This is a genomic window from Sphingobium sp. C100 (assembly GCF_000508185.1).
Lineage (GTDB): Bacteria > Pseudomonadota > Alphaproteobacteria > Sphingomonadales > Sphingomonadaceae > Sphingobium.
In genome coordinates this window covers 21,801-38,216 of record NZ_AYOY01000142.1, presented here as the reverse complement: position 1 = coordinate 38,216, position 16,416 = coordinate 21,801, and the positions used below count along the sequence as shown (strand labels likewise).

17 protein-coding genes and 2 tRNA genes are annotated in these 16,416 nt (G+C 66.7%); 9 read left to right on the top strand and 10 right to left on the bottom strand.

Annotated elements, in window-relative coordinates; genetic code table 11:
- Positions 1–36 precede the first annotated feature (36 nt).
- The 5 genes from moaA (at position 37) to C100_RS35500 (ending at position 3,219) form a co-directional block, all read left to right on the top strand.
- Positions 37–1,047 (top strand): GTP 3',8-cyclase MoaA, encoded by a 1,011-nt coding sequence (gene moaA / locus C100_RS35520; protein WP_024019818.1) that lies wholly within the window; start codon positions 37–39, stop codon positions 1,045–1,047.
- A complete protein-coding gene (locus C100_RS35515; protein WP_024019817.1) occupies positions 1,044–1,820 on the top strand; it encodes an NAD kinase in 777 nt (258 codons plus the stop codon). Before moaA ends, C100_RS35515 begins: the two co-directional genes overlap by 4 nt.
- Positions 1,821–1,897: 77 nt before the next feature.
- Positions 1,898–1,972: transfer RNA gene (locus tag C100_RS35510), tRNA-Asn, on the top strand.
- An 82-nt stretch (positions 1,973–2,054) separates the two neighbouring features.
- Complete coding sequence (locus C100_RS35505) at positions 2,055–3,044, top strand: threonine ammonia-lyase (protein ID WP_024019816.1); 990 nt, start codon at positions 2,055–2,057, stop codon at positions 3,042–3,044.
- A gap of 100 nt (positions 3,045–3,144) precedes the next feature.
- Positions 3,145–3,219: transfer RNA gene (locus C100_RS35500), tRNA-Asn, on the top strand.
- Between the two features lie 90 nt (positions 3,220–3,309).
- On the opposite strand, the gene C100_RS35495 is transcribed toward C100_RS35500, so the two are convergent.
- The 3 genes from C100_RS35495 to C100_RS35485 are packed head-to-tail and all read right to left on the bottom strand — an operon-like array spanning position 3,310 to position 6,003.
- Positions 3,310–4,662, bottom strand: a complete 1,353-nt coding sequence (locus C100_RS35495) for an SPOR domain-containing protein (RefSeq protein ID WP_031309404.1) — start codon at positions 4,660–4,662, stop codon at positions 3,310–3,312.
- A gap of 4 nt (positions 4,663–4,666) precedes the next feature.
- Positions 4,667–5,269, bottom strand: a complete 603-nt coding sequence (locus tag C100_RS35490) for a hypothetical protein (RefSeq protein WP_024019814.1) — start codon at positions 5,267–5,269, stop codon at positions 4,667–4,669.
- A gap of 14 nt (positions 5,270–5,283) precedes the next feature.
- Entirely contained in the window at positions 5,284–6,003 is a 720-nt protein-coding gene (locus C100_RS35485) for a ParA family protein (protein ID WP_024019813.1), read from the bottom strand.
- Between the two features lie 169 nt (positions 6,004–6,172).
- Between C100_RS35485 and C100_RS35480 the strand changes: the two genes are divergently transcribed.
- On the top strand, positions 6,173–7,249 hold the full coding sequence (locus tag C100_RS35480; RefSeq protein WP_024019812.1) for an SPOR domain-containing protein: 1,077 nt from the start codon (positions 6,173–6,175) through the stop codon (positions 7,247–7,249).
- A 1-nt stretch (position 7,250) separates the two neighbouring features.
- On the opposite strand, the gene gcvA is transcribed toward C100_RS35480, so the two are convergent.
- Complete coding sequence (gene gcvA / locus C100_RS35475) at positions 7,251–8,150, bottom strand: transcriptional regulator GcvA (protein ID WP_024019811.1); 900 nt, start codon at positions 8,148–8,150, stop codon at positions 7,251–7,253.
- An 88-nt stretch (positions 8,151–8,238) separates the two neighbouring features.
- Here gcvA and C100_RS35470 point away from each other — a divergent pair, with 88 nt between their 5' ends.
- From C100_RS35470 to purU, 3 genes are all read left to right on the top strand, one after another.
- Positions 8,239–9,267 (top strand): 2-oxoadipate dioxygenase/decarboxylase family protein, encoded by a 1,029-nt coding sequence (locus C100_RS35470; protein WP_031309402.1) that lies wholly within the window; start codon positions 8,239–8,241, stop codon positions 9,265–9,267.
- 2 nt (positions 9,268–9,269) lie between these two features.
- Entirely contained in the window at positions 9,270–10,673 is a 1,404-nt protein-coding gene (gene astD, locus C100_RS35465) for a succinylglutamate-semialdehyde dehydrogenase (RefSeq protein WP_031309401.1), read from the top strand.
- A gap of 69 nt (positions 10,674–10,742) precedes the next feature.
- A complete protein-coding gene (gene purU, locus C100_RS35460) occupies positions 10,743–11,582 on the top strand; it encodes a formyltetrahydrofolate deformylase (RefSeq protein WP_024019808.1) in 840 nt (279 codons plus the stop codon).
- 5 nt (positions 11,583–11,587) lie between these two features.
- Here the strand turns inward: purU and C100_RS48855 are convergent, their stop codons facing one another.
- The 6 genes from C100_RS48855 to C100_RS35435 form a co-directional block, all read right to left on the bottom strand.
- A complete protein-coding gene (locus tag C100_RS48855) occupies positions 11,588–11,746 on the bottom strand; it encodes a hypothetical protein (protein WP_024019807.1) in 159 nt (52 codons plus the stop codon).
- Positions 11,747–11,913: 167 nt separating this feature from the next.
- The gene (locus C100_RS35455; RefSeq protein ID WP_024019806.1) at positions 11,914–12,294 is read right to left on the bottom strand and encodes a VOC family protein; all 381 of its coding nucleotides are present in this window, start codon (positions 12,292–12,294) and stop codon (positions 11,914–11,916) included.
- A 379-nt stretch (positions 12,295–12,673) separates the two neighbouring features.
- A complete protein-coding gene (locus C100_RS35450) occupies positions 12,674–12,889 on the bottom strand; it encodes a DUF2093 domain-containing protein (RefSeq protein WP_031309397.1) in 216 nt (71 codons plus the stop codon).
- Between the two features lie 23 nt (positions 12,890–12,912).
- The gene (locus tag C100_RS35445; RefSeq protein ID WP_024019804.1) at positions 12,913–14,316 is read right to left on the bottom strand and encodes an NAD(P)H-dependent flavin oxidoreductase; all 1,404 of its coding nucleotides are present in this window, start codon (positions 14,314–14,316) and stop codon (positions 12,913–12,915) included.
- 93 nt (positions 14,317–14,409) lie between these two features.
- Positions 14,410–15,591 (bottom strand): glycosyltransferase, encoded by a 1,182-nt coding sequence (locus C100_RS35440; protein ID WP_084625379.1) that lies wholly within the window; start codon positions 15,589–15,591, stop codon positions 14,410–14,412.
- A complete protein-coding gene (locus C100_RS35435) occupies positions 15,533–16,414 on the bottom strand; it encodes an alpha/beta fold hydrolase (protein ID WP_024019802.1) in 882 nt (293 codons plus the stop codon). Before C100_RS35435 ends, C100_RS35440 begins: the two co-directional genes overlap by 59 nt.
- Positions 16,415–16,416: the final 2 nt, after the last annotated feature.

Sequence of the window (16,416 nt, the reverse complement as noted above, 5' to 3'; positions counted from 1 at the left end):
TTGCACCTGCCCGGACCATCGCCTAGCTATGCGGTCATGGCCATTGCCGCCCCTTCGTCCGCGCCCCTGGTCGACGGTCTGGGCCGCCGGATCAGCTATTTGCGGATTTCGGTGACGGACCGGTGCGACCTGCGCTGTCGCTATTGCATGGCGGAGCGGATGCAGTTCCTGCCCAAGGATCAGGTGCTGACCCTGGAGGAAATCGCACTGCTGGCCGATCTGTTCATCGCGCGCGGTATTCGCAGGATTCGCCTGACCGGCGGCGAGCCGTTGGTGCGCCGCGACATCGGCGACCTGGTTCACCGCATCGGCCGTCATCTGGGAGGCGGGCTGGACGAACTGACCCTCACCACCAACGCCACCCGGCTCGATAGTCATGCGGAACGATTGTTCGACGCTGGCGTCCGACGGATCAATGTCAGCCTCGACAGCCGCGATCCCGATCGCTTCGCCCATGTGACGCGCGGCGGCAGGCTGGACCAGGTGATGGCCGGACTGGACGCCGCGCGCGCCGCCGGCCTCGCCGTCAAGATCAACATGGTGGCGCTCAAGGGCGTCAACGACGACGAAATCCTGCCGATGCTGCGCTGGTGCGACACCCAGGGCTTCGACCTCAGCCTCATCGAAACCATGCCGCTGGGCGACACGGGCGAGGATCGGACCGACCATTATCTGCCATTGACGCAGGTCGTCGATACGCTCGGCGCACATCACGCGCTCACCCCCATCGCCCATCGCACCGGCGGCCCATCGCGCTATCATGCGGTGGAGGGGATGCGCGTGCGGCTTGGCCTCATCACGCCCCTCACCAATAATTTCTGCGCCGATTGCAACCGCATCCGCATGACCTGCGAAGGCAAGATTTTCATGTGCCTGGGGCATGAGGATCATGTGGATTTCAAGGCGGCGCTGCGTGAGGGCGGGATCGACGCGGTTCAACCGCTGATCGACCGCGCGTTGCGGCTCAAGCCCGCCGCGCATGATTTCCGTATCGGCGCCGGCGCGCGCGCCGCCACCGCCCGCCATATGAGCGTGACCGGCGGATGAGCACCGAAACGCGGCGCGCGCTGGTCGCGTCCCCCACCCAGGCGGCCCGCGCGGCGGAGGACCGGCTGCGCGCCGCCTATGACTTCGTGCCGGTGGAGGAAGCCGACATGATCGTCGCGCTGGGCGGCGACGGCTATATGCTCCAGACGCTCCATGCGATGCTGGAAGGCCGCCGGATCATGCCCGTATTCGGCATGAACCTGGGCACGGTCGGCTTCCTGATGAACGAATGGCGGCTCGACGGGCTGGAACAGCGGCTGGACCGGGCCAAGAGCTTCAAGGTCAATCCGCTGCGCATGACGGTCGATACCGTCGATGGCGAACAATTTTCGATCCCCGCGATCAACGAAGTCTCGCTGCTGCGTGAAACGCGCCAGACCGCCACGCTGGAAGTGCAGGTCAACGGCCGCACCGTGCTGCCCGAACTGGTGTGCGACGGTGTGCTGGTGGCGACCCCGGCCGGGTCCACCGCCTATAATCTGTCCGCCCATGGCCCGATCCTGCCGCTCGGCTCCGCGCTGGTCGCGCTGACCCCGATCAGTCCGTTCCGTCCACGGCGCTGGCGCGGCGCGATCCTGCCCGAAGCGACCCAGATCCGCTTCACCGTGCTCAACCCGGTCAAGCGCCCGGTCAGCGCGGTGGCCGACCAGCGCGAAGTGCGCGACGTCGCGCAGGTAGAGGTGCGCATCGACCGCACCACGCCGCTGACGCTGCTTTTCGATCCGGAACATACGCTGGACGACCGGATCGCAGCGGAACAGTTCATCGCGTAAATTTCCGTAATTTGACGCTTGCCATTGTCGGAAAGCCACTGCTATAGGCGCGGCCTGCCCGGCAAAATCCGGGTTGCTCCCCGATAGCTCAGCGGTAGAGCATTCGACTGTTAATCGAATGGCCGTAGGTTCGAATCCTACTCGGGGAGCCACTTTTCTTTCCGCTCCATCATCGATAACCGCAGACAGGCGCGCAAGGCCCCGGCTGTCATGGGGTATCGCATGGAGTGTTTGATGCCCGGTTTCCCCGCCATCCAGATCGCCGACGTCCTTGACGCCGCTCGCCTGCTCAATGGCGTGGCGATACGCACGCCGCTCATCGAAAATCGCGCGCTTAATGAACGCGTTGGCGGCCGGGTCTTCATCAAGTTCGAAGGGGCGCAGCATACCGGATCGTTCAAATTCCGGGGCGCCTATAATCGCCTGGCGCGGATGAGCGCGGCCGAGCGGACCGCCGGCGTGGTCGCCTGGTCGTCCGGCAATCATGCGCAGGGCGTCGCGTGCGCCGCGCGGATGCTGGACATTCCCGCCACGATCGTCATGCCCGCCGACGCCCCTGCGATCAAAATCGCGAATACAAAGGCGCTGGGCGCGCATATCGTGCCCTATGACCGTATCCGCGAAAGCCGGGAGGAGATCGCCACCCGCCTCGCCACCCAAAGCGGCGCGACGCTGGTGCCCTCCTTCGACGATCCCCATGTGATGGCGGGCCAGGGCAGCGTCGGGCTGGAAATATTGGCACAGGCCAGCGAGGCCGGGGCGGACGTTGCCCAGATCCTCGTCTGTTGCGGCGGCGGCGGGCTGCTGTCGGGCGTCGCCACCGCGGTCAAGGCCACGCATCCCGACATCGCCATCTACAGTGTCGAACCCGACCAGTTCGACGACACCGCCCGGTCGTTGCGCAGCGGCGTGCGCGAACGGGTCACCGACGATGCCCGCTCCATCTGCGACGCGCTGCTGTCCCCCAGCCCCGGCGCGCTCACCTTCCCGATCAACAAGGCGCTGCTGGCGGGCGGCCTGGCGGTGAGCGACGCGCAGGTGCGGCACGCGATGCGCTTTGCTTTCTCGACATTGAAGCTGGTCGCCGAACCGGGCGGTGCGGTCGCCCTCGCCGCCCTGCTCGCGGGCGAGGCGCCCGCCACCGATGGCGACCGCGCCATCGTGATTTCCGGCGCGAATGTCGATCCGCGACTCTTTGCCGACATTATCGGCGAAACCGACTGAAAGGGCGACCGGATCGGTCGCCGATTTTCGCATCCCGCTCTCTTGCCAATCCGGGCGCGTCGCGGCATATGCGCCGCCTGCCCGGCGCAATCCGGGCCGTTCCCCGATAGCTCAGCGGTAGAGCATTCGACTGTTAATCGAATGGCCGTAGGTTCGACTCCTACTCGGGGAGCCAGTTTTTCCCACCCTCTGCCCCGCCAAAAAAAAGCGCGCGAAGCCGGTTGGCTCCGCGCGCTTCAGTCACGCTTGGGAGGGGGAAGGACGTTCAGCGCGATGCGTATTGGCGGCCCCGGCCCGCGACGGCCCAGCGCTGCGGCGTCGCGTTCGGCGCGGTTTCCCGCACGAAACATTGGCCATGCTGCGACCGGATCATCCGGCAGGCGGTCATCGCATCGCCCCGATTGGCAAAGCCGCTGATCGCAAGGCGATGATAGAGTTTGCCGTTGACCGTCGCCTGGCTCGTCAGGACGGGGAAGGCCGCCAGCGCATTGTTGCGCCCGGCCATCGCCATCCATTTTTCCCGCGCGATCGGCGCGCTGTCATAGGCGCCAAGCTGGACCACCCAGTTGCTGGGACTGCCGACCGGCTTGATGAAGGCGGCCTGCTGCATCCGGGCTGCCGGCTGGGTGGCGACCGCCGGCTGCGTCCGGGCGACGGCCTTGGCGGGCGCCGGCTTGTGGGTGCGATCCTCGATGATGAAGTCGCGCGCGGCAACGCGGGTCGGGGCGGCGATGCGCTTGATCGCCGCGGCCTTGACTTGCGGCTGTGGCGCCGGATCGGCGGCGGCGACCGCAATTGGCTGCGGGGTCAGCGCTTCGGGTAGCGGCGCGGCGGGTTGTTCTGCCGCCGCCATTTCGACCGGATCGGCAACCGGAGTTGGCGCCAGCGCCAACATCGTGGGCTGTCCCTGATCCGCCTCGTTCATGGTGACGCCCATCAGCGCGGCGACGCGCTGCGGCGCGAGCGACGGCGCGGCGACCTGCGCCCATTGGGTCACCCGCTTGTTGGCGTCGAGCGGATCGAGATCCATGCCCACGACCAGCCGCGCATCCTTCCACCGCCCGGCCAGCGCATAGGCATAGGCCAGGTTCTGGCGCGTGCGCGCGGTGGCCGACGGATCGCGGATCGCCTGGGACAGGATACGCACGCCTTCGTCCGCGTCACCGGCCATCGCCATCGCCAGACCATAGTCCGACGCGGGGATTGCCTCGGCATGACCGGCCAGCAGGCTGCGCGCGGCGTCGGGCCGTCCCTGCGCCACCTGGACCAGCGCCAGGCTGACGACCGTCCGCGCGTCGCTGCTACCCAGCGCCAGCGCATCCGACAGCGCGGTTTCGGCCGAAGCGAAGCGCCCGGCCAGCACATAGGCGCGGCCCAGCAACTGGCGATATTCAGCATTTTGCGGCGCAAGCTGGACGGCGGCCTCCGCCGCCTTCACAGCGTCGCCGGCATGGCGGTCCTTCAACGCCTCGGCCGCCTTCCCGGCGAGTTTCGCGGGATCGCCCTTGGGCTGGGAGACCGACGCGCGAGGATGAAACGCCGCCCCCGTGCAACCGACCATGGTCGTGGCGACGATCAGCGATGAAACCGCCGCCTTTCCGAACGTCGTGCGCTTCATCATCTTACCCACCCTTCGTCATCTTGCGCCGCGACTGCGGCAACTGTTCGGCCAGCCGGTCGATTTCCGGCAGGGTCGTGAGAAAATCGTCCAGCGCCTGCGTGACCATCTGCTGCGCGGAGCGGCCGGTCACGGCGCTGGCAAGCCGCAGCTTGAGATGGCGCCCGGCGTCGAGGCGCAGCGTGAAGGCGGCCTTGCGGTCCCCTGCGGGCGCCCTGGCGCGCTTCACCGGCGCCTTGGTCTGCTCGACCACCGGTTCGGGCTGCGCCGTCGGTTCGGGCTGCGCTGTCGGCTCAGGCTCCACGGCCTCGGCCTGAGCGCCGATCCGTTCGGCCAGTTCCTCGCGTTCGGTCACCACCGCCGGGACCGGCACGCTCAGCGTGGCGCTCATCGGGGTAAGGCCGATCGCGACCGGCGGCTGTTCCATCGGCTGCGGCGTGGGCTCCACGTCGAAGCCCATGTCGTTCCAGCCCAGATCATCCTGTTGCAGGGCTGTCGCCGGCCCGCGGCCATAGCCGAGCATGGGACGGCGCATGGCGGGCTGCGCCGCGCCCTTGCGCGCCAACAGGCCAGAGGTGAGCGATGCGAGCGGCTTGGGTTCGGCCATCACCGGTCCTCCTCTTACTGGCCCATCACGCGGCGGCCGAAGCCACCGCCGACGGGACGCGCAGCGACGGTGCCGACGCTGCCATGGGGCACGGAAAAGACCGTGCGGCGGAAATTCTTTTCCAGCCGGTCCGAAACATAGGACCACAGCGCCTCGACCTCGCCGGCCGACCGCCCCTTGGGATCGACCTCCATCACCGTGCGGCCGTCGATCATCGACGCGGCGAAATCGGTGCGGTGATGCAGCGTGACCGGCGCGACCGTGCCATGCTGGGACAGCGCGACGGCGGCTTCGGACGTGATTCGCGCCTTGGGCGTGGCGGCGTTGACGACGAAGATCAGCGGCTTGCCTGCGCGTTCGCACAGGTCGACCGTGGCGCCCACGGCGCGCAGGTCGTGCGGGCTGGGCCGGGTCGGCACGACGATCAGTTCGGCGACGGAAATCACGCTCTGGATCGCCATGGTGATGGCGGGCGGCGTGTCGATGACCGCGAGCTTGAAGCCCTGCTGACGCAATATCTCAAGGTCGGCGGCAAGCCGGGCGACTGTCGTCTGGGCGAAGGCGGGGAATTCGGCCTCGCGCTCGTTCCACCAGTCGGCGAGCGAGCCTTGCGGATCAATGTCGATCAGCACGACCGGCCCCGCCCCGGCGCGCTGCGCCTGCACGGCCAGATGCCCCGACAAGGTGGTCTTTCCCGACCCGCCCTTCTGCGATGCCAAAGCCAGAATCCGCACGCAATTCCCCCACAGAAATTCAATTCCGGGCTGGAGTGCCACGAGCGCGCCTAAAATTTGGTTAACTGCACCAAAGAGCGACTTTGACTGTGGCGCGCCGCGCTAACAGGACATTAACCTTGTTTGCCCATAGACGGGCGGGAACGCTATTGGTCAGGAGCATGGACACATGCAGCAAAAGCACATGTTGGGGCTGGCGATGTTCGCCGCGATGTTGGGCGTCGCCATGCCCGCCCACGCCGATGTGAAAGCGGGCGTCGACGCCTGGCAGCAGGGCGACTATGCCAGGGCGATCGCCGAATGGCGGCCGCTGGCGCAATCGGGCGATCCCGACGCGCAATTCAACATGGGCCAGGCCTATAAGCTGGGCCGGGGCGTGCAGCCGGACCTGAATGTCGCGCTCGACTGGTATCGCAAGGCCGCAGCCCAGGGGCATTTGCGCGCCGAAGACAATCTGGGCCTGCTGATGTTCCAGCAGGGCGATCGCGCCAACGCCATGCCCTATCTGCAACGCGCGGCGATGCGGGGCGAAGCGCGCGCGCAATATATCGTCGGCACCGCGCTGTTCAACGGCGACCTGATCGGCAAGGATTGGGTGCGCGCCTATGCGCTGATGAGCCGCGCGTCGGCGTCGGGCCTGCCCCAGGCGGCGACCAGCCTGGAGCAGATGGACAAATATATTCCCGAGGAGCAGCGCAAGCAGGGGCTGACCATGGCGGCGAGCCTGGAAAAGAATAAGGGCGACTCGCTGGCCAGCGCGCCGGCCGCCCCCATCCGGCCCCAATCCCGCCCCGACTTCCGGCCTTCATCTTCCGCCGTTCGCACGACGGACATTCCCGCGTCAGGGCCGCCCGTTACCGCCGCGCCAGCGCCGACTCCGGCCGCGCCCAAGCCGCCGGTGCAGCAAGCCGCCGCGACGCCACCGCCACCCAGGGCGACACCGCAACCCGCGCCCCAGCCTGCGCCCCAACCCGCACTCAAGCCGGCCGCGTCCGTTCCCGCGCCGGCGGCGTCGGGCGACTGGCGCGTGCAGCTTGGCGCCTTCAGTCAGGAAGGCAGCGCCCGCGCGCTATGGAACAGCCTGACCGGCAAGGTTTCCGGCCTGTCCGCCTATCAGCCCTATCTGGTGCGCGCCGGCAGCATCACCCGCCTTCAGGCCGGGCCGCTCGCCAGCAGCGGCGATGCCGAACGGCTGTGCGGCCGGATCAAGGCGGCGGGCGCCGACTGCTTCCCCAAGAAGAACTGATCTACCGCCCGGCGGCCTGTTCCAGCATCCAGTCGCGAAACTGCGCGACCGCGGGACTGGCCAGCGCCTCGGGCGGATAGACCAGATAATAGGCCTGTTCGCTCGACATCGGCCGGGCGAACGGGATGACGAGCGTCCCCGCCTCCAGCTCCGGGCGGATGAGGAAGCTGGGGATCAGCGCCACGCCGGCACCGGCCGCCGACGCCTGCGCCAACATCAGGAAATGTTCGAAGGCCGGCCCCGGCGCCAACCCGGACGCATCCACCCCCGCCGCCGCCAGCCAGCGCGGCCAGGCGTCGCGACGCGATGTCTGGCTGAGCAGCGGCACCTGCAACAGGTCGGCCGGCTCCCGCAGCGGATGCGCCGCCAGCCAGGCGGGGGCGCAGACCGGCACCGCTTCCTCGCGGAACAGAAAGTCCATCGCCACCCCCGGCCATTCTTCCGCGACACCGAAATGGACAGCCGCGTCGAAATCCTCATGCCCGAAATCAAAGGGTTGCGAGCGGGCGGCGAAGTCGATCACCAGGTCGGGATGGCGCGCGGTCAGTTGCGGCGGGCGCGGCGCGAGCCAGCGCATCCCGAAACTGGGCAGGGTCGCGACGCGCAGCGCGGTCTGCGACGGCCGCGCCGACGCGCGCGCGGTCGCCCGGCGGATGGCGTCGAGCGCGGGCAACAATTCGTCGGCATAGGCCTGCCCCGCTTCGTTCAGCCGCACCCGCCGCCCGATCCGGTCGAACAGCGGCGCCTGCAACCAGTCCTCCAGCGCCGCGATCTGCCGGCTGACGGCGCTCTGGGTCAGGCCGATCTGCGCGCCCGCGCGGGAAAAGCCGCCATGGCGCACGGCTGCCTCGAACGCGGTCAGCGCGTTCATCGGCGGCAACCATTTGCGGATATTGCTCATTCCAAACTCGCATCAACAGATGACTGGTCGCCATTTTGAAAATCCCGTCTATCCTGCGATAAGGCGGCTGTCATCCCGGAGCGTATATATGTCGAATGAGAATATGGGTACGATAGAGAGGCTGGTCGTCGCCACCCTGGGCGAAGCGACCGGCCGCCGCACGCTGGACATGCTGGCGATCGACCCCGCCCTGCTGGCGGAGCGCGGCGAAACGGTATCGCGCGCCGCCTTTGCCATGGCGCTCAACATCGCCCTGTTCCACGACCTGCTGCGCCGGGTGCCGAGCGGCGACGCCTATGTCGCCGACGCGCTGGCGCGCGGCGGCAAGGTGATGTTCGACCATGGCGCGCTGCGCGCCATCCGCTTTCCCGACGGCCCGACCGGCGCCCTGCCCGGTGGCGAGGATGCGTTCACCCGTATCTTCCTGCCGCTCGGCTATGAAATGGCGGCCGTCTATCCGCTCGACCGGCTGAAGATGACCGGCCGCGCCTATCGTCATCGCGACTATCCCGATGCGATCCCGCAATTCTTCCTGTCCGAACTGCATGTCGACCGGTTCGACGCGGAATTCGGCGCGGCGGCGGCCCGTGTCTTCGGCACCTCTCGCGATCCGCTGGACGCGGATGCCAAGGCGGTGCTGGATCGCTACGCAGCCGGTGAAGCTGTCGCTTTCGCTGTCGCGGTTATGGCCCTGCCGACCATCCTCGCGGCGTTTGATCGCCAGCATGAACTGCCCGCATTCGCGGACTATCAACTGCTCCTCTCCCGCTCCAACGAAGCCGCCTGGATCGCGACGGAGGGCAATGCCTTCAATCACGCGACCGACCGGGTGACAGACGTCGCCGCGCTGGCCGACCGGCTGAAGGCCGAGGACCGGCCGATGAAGGAGAAGCTGGAAATATCCGCCACTGGCCGGGTGCGCCAGACCGCCTTTCGCGCCGACAGCGTCGAACGGCTGTTCGCCGACGGAGAGTGGCGGCAAGTGCCCGGATCCTTTTACGAATTCATCAGCCGCGACATCGACCCGGAGACGGGCCGGATCGACCTGGCCTTCGACACCGGCAACGCCACCGGCATCTTCGCGATGACCAGCGCGCAAGAAAGCGCCGCACGGTGAGCATGATGCTGCAGTCCTTCGATCCGGCCTCGCGCGAACTGGTCTGGGAAGGCCCGGTCGCGAACGCCGATGATTGCCGCCACGCCATCGCCACCGCCCGCGCCGCCCTGCCCGGCTGGCGCGCGCTGCCGGTCGATCAGCGAATCGCCGTGGTGCGCCGCTATGCCGAGGTGCTGGAAGAGCGCCGCGCGATGCTGGCGCAGCTCATCGCCCGCGAAACGGGCAAGCTGCTGTGGGAAAGCGACGCCGAAGTGGGATCGATGATCGCCAAGGTGGCGGTGTCGATCAAGGCCCATGCCGAACGCACCGGGGAACGGGCCGCTGACATGCCCTTTGGCCGCGCGGTGCTGCGCCATCGCGGCCATGGTGTGATGGCGGTGCTTGGCCCCTATAATTTCCCCGGCCATCTGCCCAACGGCCATATCGTCCCCGCGCTGATCGCGGGTAACGCCGTGCTGTTCAAGCCATCGGAAATCACGCCCGCCACTGGCGCAGCGATGGCCGAAGCCTGGGCGGCGGCGGGCCTGCCCGATGGGCTGCTGACCGTCGTGCAGGGTGGCCGCGCCACTGGCGAGGCGCTGGTCGCGGGCGACATTGACGGGTTGCTCTTCACCGGATCGGCGGGCGCGGGCGCCGCGCTGCGCCGCGCGCTCATTGATCGGCCGCATGTCATCATGGCGCTGGAACTGGGCGGCAACAACCCGCTGATCGCCTGGGACAGCCCGGAAGCGGCCGCATCGATCATCGTCAATTCGGCCTTCATCACCACCGGCCAGCGCTGTTCCTGCGCACGCCGGCTGATCGTGCCGGAAGGCGCGGTGGGCGACGCCATCGTCGAGGCGACCGCCGCCCTGGCGGCCCGGTTGCCGATCGCGGCGTGGAACGAGCCGGGCGAAGCCTTCATGGGACCGCTGGTGTCGGATCAGGCCGCCGCCGCAGCGCATCGCGCCGTCAGCGACCTGATCGCGCGGGGCGCGCAGGTGATCCGTCCGTTCGACGGCGTGCAGGATCGCAGCGCCGCCTTCGTCACCCCGGCCCTGCTTGACGTGACCGGCGTGGACGCGCCCGATGCGGAGATTTTCGCGCCGGTGCTGACCATCATGCGGGTGCCTCATTTCGACGCCGCGATCGCCACCGCCAACGCCACCAGCTTCGGCCTGTCCGCCGGGCTGATCTCGCAGGACGAGGCGCTGTGGCGGCGCGTGGTGGAGGAAAGCCGCGCCGGGGTCGTCAACCGCAATCGCCCGACCACGGGCGCGGCCGGCAACATGCCCTTTGGCGGCCTGGGCGCGTCCGGCAATCACCGCCCCAGCGCCTATTATGCCGCCGATTATTGCGCTTATCCCATCGCCAGTTTCGAAGCGGACGGGGTGGCGGCGGTGCCGGTTAACGGGTTGAACAGCTGAACGGGTTAGGGCAACGGCTTCCCATCATTATCGGAGGGGCCGTTGCCAGATCCTGTCGTTTCATCCTGGGTGCTGACCCTGGTCTGCGCCGATCGCGTCGGCATCGTCGCGGCGGTCAGCCGTTTCCTGGCGGAGCGCGGCGGCTTCATCACCGATAGCCAGCAATATGCCGACCGCGAGGCCGGCCTGTTCTTCATGCGCGTCGCGTTCGAGGCGACCGACGAGAGGATGCGCGATACCGACGGGCTGCGCGCCGACTTTGCCGACATCGGTGAGGGCTTCGCCATGGACTGGTCCCTGACCGAAGCGAGCCACCGGCCCCGGATGCTGATCGCCGTGTCGAAAGGATCGCATTGCCTGGCCGACCTGCTCCATCGCTGGCAGACCGGAATGCTGACGGTCGACATCATGGGCGTGGTGTCCAACCACCCCGACATGCGTCGCATCACCGAATGGCACGGCATCCCCTATCATGAGTTGCCGTCCAATGGCGACAAGGCCAGGCAGGAAGCCGCGCTGCTCGACATATTCGATCGCGGCCGGTCCGACTATCTGATCCTGGCCCGCTATATGCAGATATTATCGGAAGGCCTGGTCGAACGGATGGCGGGGCGCTGCGTGAACATCCACCACAGCTTCCTGCCCGGCTTCAAGGGCGCCCGCCCCTATCACCGCGCGCATGAACGGGGCGTCAAGCTGATCGGCGCGACCGCCCATTTCGTCACCGCCGACCTGGACGAAGGGCCGATCATCGAACAGGCGGTCGAACGCATCGACCATCGCGCCACCGCCGACGACATGATCCGCATCGGCCGCGACATCGAAGCGCAGGTGCTGGCCCGCGCGGTGGGCTGGATCGCCGACCGGCGCGTGCTGCTGAACGGCGGCAAGACCGTGGTTTTCCGCTAACCGCCTTAAAGGCCGAGCTTCGCCCAGAATTCACCGGGCGCCAGAACGTCATTCGCCACCGGCTCGCGGTTCGGGCGGGTCCAGGACGGATGAGGAATGTAGATTTCCTCCGGCACTTCGTCCGTGCGGCGTGGACGCGGGCGATCGACGGTTTTGCGTGTCATCCTCTTCTCCTCGAACAAGGGAACACGGCACCTGGCGAGGTCGATGCGATACCCAGTGCTTCAGCCTTTGGTGACGCGGGTCGGGGTCTTATTCGTCAAAATAACATGGGCGTGAAGCCCGGTGATCTACCTAGGGGGATCGAACGTCTTTGCCGATCGGGTCAGGCTCAGCCGACCCGGTGCAGACCGCATAGCTTGTTGCCGTCGGGATCGCGCAAATAGGCGAGGTACAGCGTGCCAAACCCGCCTTCCCTTACGCCCGGCGGGTCCTCGCACGCCGTGCCCCCCGCCGCGACGCCGGCCGCGTGCCAGGCATCCGCCTGGTCGGGCGACGCCATCGCAAAGCCGATCGTGCCGCCATTGGCATGACAGGCTGGCTCTCCGTCGATCGGGCGGGTCACCATGAACACCGCGCCATCATGCATATAGATCAACCGACCCTTTTCATCGGTTACCGCCGGCTTCCCGCCGACGGCCGTGAACAGGGCATCGTAAAAGGCCCTGGAGCGATCCAGATTTTCCGAGCCGACCATGACATGGCTGAACAAAATGATTTCTCCAAAAACTCATGCAAATGACGGACACACTTCGGGCCCGATAGCGCGGCCCCGACCACCCCGACAGCGGGCGACCGGAACGCGATCAGGCTATGATGCTGTAGAGAAACCAGCCGACGATCAGCAGGCTCGATATGATACAAATACGATCACCAAAAATGTCGATACGAGACATTAGCAGACATCCTTCCACCCTCGGCGCTCTCTCGTCGCCTCTCAGGAAGGATTACAACAGTTTTCACCCCGGCGGAACAGCAAAGTTGCGGCGAAGCGCATCGTGAGGGCGATGAATGACCATTCCATGCCCCTCGAAATATCGGAGCCGTGCGCCAACCCAAAATGGGATCGCAACCATAGTCGCCCAGCCGGTTCAGCCCTGCCCGGAGGCGCGATGCTTCAGAAAAGCGCGAGTCGCTTCTTCCGGCCCGCGATAGGCTTCCTGAAACTCCGCGCTCCAATATTTGAGGTCTTCAAGGTCGATCCGCGCGCCGGACACGGCGCACAGCACGAACTGCCCCGGCCGCACCATTTCGAAATGCGGCGTGTCATAATGCAGCACCGCCAGCCCCTGAATATCGCCAACCATATCGCCAACCATATCGGACGCCATCAGTCGCCCGTCAGGATGCGGTCGACCAGTTGCTTCACGGTCGGCACGAACCCGTTCGAATAAAAGGGATCCTGCTTGAACTTATAGGCGCCATGGCCCGCGAACAGCAGATTCTTGTCGAGATCGCCGCCATGGACGGCTTCCTGGAGCGACTTCTGGATGCAGAAGCTGCGTGGGTCGGCCAGACGACCGGTCGAGTTGGTCTCGCTGTCCATCCAGCTGGAAAAGGCGCATTGCGACAGGCAACCCATGCAGTCGGCCTGGTCCTTGCGGATTTCCGACCGTTCCTCCTCGGTCACGAAGACCAGCGTATTGTCCGGCGTCTTGAGCGCGGCGGTGAAGCCCTGCCCCACCCATTCGCGCGCGCGCATCAGATCGCCCAGCGTGACCCAGAAATTCTTGCCCTTCACGCCCGCGTCAAGCTGGTGCGTATGATCGCCCGCCTGTTCGGTGCTGAAGGGGATCTGCCGTTCCGACCGCGCTTCAAGCTGGCGCAGGAAGGGATTGCGGACCGCCGAACTGTAGAAGCCGGTGGGCGAAAAACGGTGCAACAGCACGTCGCCCGGCTCCAGTTGCATCAGCCGTTCTTTCCACAGCTGGGGGATTGGGCTTTCCTGCGTCAGCAGCGGACGGGTGCCGAACTGGAACATGATCGCGCCCAGTTCGGGATTGTCGATCCAGTCGTTCCAGTCCTTGAGCGCCCAGACGCCGCCCGCCATGACGATCGGCACATCATCCGAAATACCGCCTTCGCGCATGGTCGCGCGCAGGTCGCGGACGCGGGGATAGGGGTCCTGGGGCGCGCGCGGGTCTTCGGCGTTGGACAGGCCGTTATGGCCGCCAGCCAGCCAGGGATCTTCATAGACCACCGCCGCCAGCCATTCCGACGCCTTGGAATAAGCGCGCTTCCACAATGCGCGGAAGGCGCGGCCGGAGGACACGATGGGGAGGTAGGACACGCCATAGGATGCCGCGATCTCGCTCAGCTTATAGGGCATCCCCGCGCCGCAGGTGACGCCGGCCACCATGCCGCGCGTCTTTTCGAGCACGCCATGGAGGACGCGCTGCGCGCCGCCCATTTCCCACAGCACATTGATGTTGATCGCGCCCTTGCCGCCGGCGATTTCGAACGCGCGCTTTACCTGCTCGACCGCGCCGTCAACGGCATAGGCGATCAGTTCCTCATGCCGGTCCCGGCGGGTGCGGCCATGATAGATTTGGGGGATGACATTACCGAAACTGTCATAGCTGTCGGCATTGACCGCCGACACCGTACCGATGCCGCCAGCGGCCGCCCAGGCGCCCGAACTGGCGTGGTTGGATACGGCAACGCCCTTGCCGCCTTCGACCAGCGGCCATACTTCACGGCCACCATAGACGATGGGCTTCAACCCCTTGAACAACGATATCTCCCGCAAAACGGACCGGCCCCCCGCGACCGGGTAAAAAACAACCCTATAGCAGCATTAACTGCCTGCGACGAATTTCGCGCGGCCCTAGCGCAAAATCAAGGGGCTGGCCAGAGCCTCGCCATATAAGGACGCATAAGCATCCACCATGGTTTCCTCGGCGAAATCCCGGCCGGCGCGGGCGCGGTTGGCGGCCCCCAGCCTGACCCGCAGATCGGGGTCGGCGGCCAGCGCGCCCAGCGCCTGTGCCAGCCCCGCCTCGTCCCGCACCACAAAGGCCCGGTTCTCCGGCGCGACCATGTCGGCGACGTCGCCGACATCCATCGACGCAGCGGGAATTCCGGCCGCCATCGCTTCCACCAGCGAGATCGGAAATTGTTCGCTGTCGGACGACAGGGCGAAAATGTCGAACAGGCCGACGAAGCGCCAGGGACGGTCCATGAAGCCGGCCATATAAAGGTCGTCCAGGCCATGCGCCGCGGCTTCCGCGACGATCGCGTCGCGCTCCGGCCCCTCGCCCACCACCACCAGTTGCAGCCGGTCCCGATGCGCGGCGACGGCGCGGACCAGACGCGGGATATTCTTAACTGCCCGCAGACCGGCGAGCGTGCCGACCAGCAGCTTGCCGGGCGTGCGGATCAGGCCGGGCATGGCGTCGGGCGCTGGGGGATCGGCATAGCGGGCGACGTCGATGCCGTTGCGGATCAGATGCACCTTGCGCGCGGGCTGTTTCCACACCGTGCGGGCAATGCCCTCCAGCCGGACCGATGGCACCACCAGCCCCTGCGCCTTTTGCAGAGCGACCCTGCGGAACAGGTTACGCTTGGTCTTCAGCCGATCGATTTCGTCGGCGTTGAAACCATCTTCATGATGGATCAGCGGCGGCAGGGCGGCCGATGGCCCGGCCAGCCGATGCGCCATGACCGCATCCATCGATCCCCAATTATAGGTCAGGATCAGGTCGAACGTCTTGAGAAACGCCCTGATCTGGCGATAGCGGGCAAGGCCCGGCTTGCCGGCGAAGGACGGGCCATCGGGGAAATCGACCCGGATCGCCGGGTCGATCGCCGCGCGCGCGCCCAGCGCATCGGGATCGGCGCTGACGATGCTGTGCCGCGCCTTGTCGCCCCAGATATTCATCAGGCGCACCGCGCGCGCTTCCTTGCCGCCCAGGGTGAAGCTGCCATGGACGTGGAGAATATGGGGCGGTTCAGCCACGCAACACCCGATCGAGCAGCCGGTCGATCGCCGCCGCGCTTTCGGGTTCATCCAGCGCCGGGGCGTGACCGACATCGGGCACCGTAACCAGTTCGGCGCCTTCGCCAATTTCCCCGACCATGCGCCGGGCGCTGGCGACGCTCAGCAGGTCGGACCGTTCACCGCGCAGCAGCAGCGTTGGGATACCGCGAAACGCCTGCATCACCGGCCACATATCGACCCCCGCCTCGCTGCCCATGGCGCGGATCGGTTCGGCGATCTTCATGTCATAGTCCAGCACGATGCGCCCGCCGCTGTTGAGGCGATAGAGACGCTTGGCCATGGCGATCCATTGCTCCAGGCCATAGCCCGGATAGACGTCGGCATTCGCCTCCGCCAGGGCGCGGGCGGCATGGACCCAGGTGGGGTGCGACTGACCGACGCCGACATAGGACCGGATACGATCCAGTCCCGCATCATCCAGCGCCGGGCCGACATCGTTAAGCACGGCGCCAGCCAGCCATTCACGATGAGTCGCGGCGATCAACATGGTGATAAGCCCGCCCAGCGAAGTGCCGACCGCGACGAAGCGCGTGATGGCGAGGTCCGCCAGCAATCGGCTGATGTCCTGCAAATAGCTCAGCGGGACATAGGTCATCGCATCCTTGGCATAGGCGCTTTCGGCGCGGCCGCGCATGTCCGGGCAGATGAGCCGCCATTCGCCAGCCAGTCGGCCGGCCAGCGGCTCGAAATCGCGGGCATTGCGGGTCAGGCCCGGCAGGCACAACAAGGGCGGGCGCCCGTCATCGCTACCTGCTCCTGTTGCTGGATAATCCCGATAATGGAGCCGCAGCCCATCGGGTGACCACCAATATCCGTCCTTATAGCCGGTCAAGC

What these genes read in the sequence shown, in the direction of transcription:
- moaA (WP_024019818.1), top strand. Translation starts at nt 37, where the DNA reads ATGGCCATTGCCGCCCCTTCGTCCGCGCCCCTGGTCGACGGTCTGGGC.
- C100_RS35515 (WP_024019817.1), top strand. Translation starts at nt 1,044, where the DNA reads ATGAGCACCGAAACGCGGCGCGCGCTGGTCGCGTCCCCCACCCAGGCG.
- C100_RS35505 (WP_024019816.1), top strand. Translation starts at nt 2,055, where the DNA reads ATGCCCGGTTTCCCCGCCATCCAGATCGCCGACGTCCTTGACGCCGCT.
- C100_RS35495 (WP_031309404.1), bottom strand. Translation starts at nt 4,662, where the DNA reads ATGAAGCGCACGACGTTCGGAAAGGCGGCGGTTTCATCGCTGATCGTC.
- C100_RS35490 (WP_024019814.1), bottom strand. Translation starts at nt 5,269, where the DNA reads ATGGCCGAACCCAAGCCGCTCGCATCGCTCACCTCTGGCCTGTTGGCG.
- C100_RS35480 (WP_024019812.1), top strand. Translation starts at nt 6,173, where the DNA reads ATGCAGCAAAAGCACATGTTGGGGCTGGCGATGTTCGCCGCGATGTTG.
- gcvA (WP_024019811.1), bottom strand. Translation starts at nt 8,150, where the DNA reads ATGAGCAATATCCGCAAATGGTTGCCGCCGATGAACGCGCTGACCGCG.
- C100_RS35470 (WP_031309402.1), top strand. Translation starts at nt 8,239, where the DNA reads ATGTCGAATGAGAATATGGGTACGATAGAGAGGCTGGTCGTCGCCACC.
- astD (WP_031309401.1), top strand. Translation starts at nt 9,270, where the DNA reads ATGATGCTGCAGTCCTTCGATCCGGCCTCGCGCGAACTGGTCTGGGAA.
- C100_RS48855 (WP_024019807.1), bottom strand. Translation starts at nt 11,746, where the DNA reads ATGACACGCAAAACCGTCGATCGCCCGCGTCCACGCCGCACGGACGAA.
- C100_RS35450 (WP_031309397.1), bottom strand. Translation starts at nt 12,889, where the DNA reads ATGGTTGGCGATATTCAGGGGCTGGCGGTGCTGCATTATGACACGCCG.
- C100_RS35440 (WP_084625379.1), bottom strand. Translation starts at nt 15,591, where the DNA reads ATGAACCCGAAAGCGCGGCGGCGATCGACCGGCTGCTCGATCGGGTGT.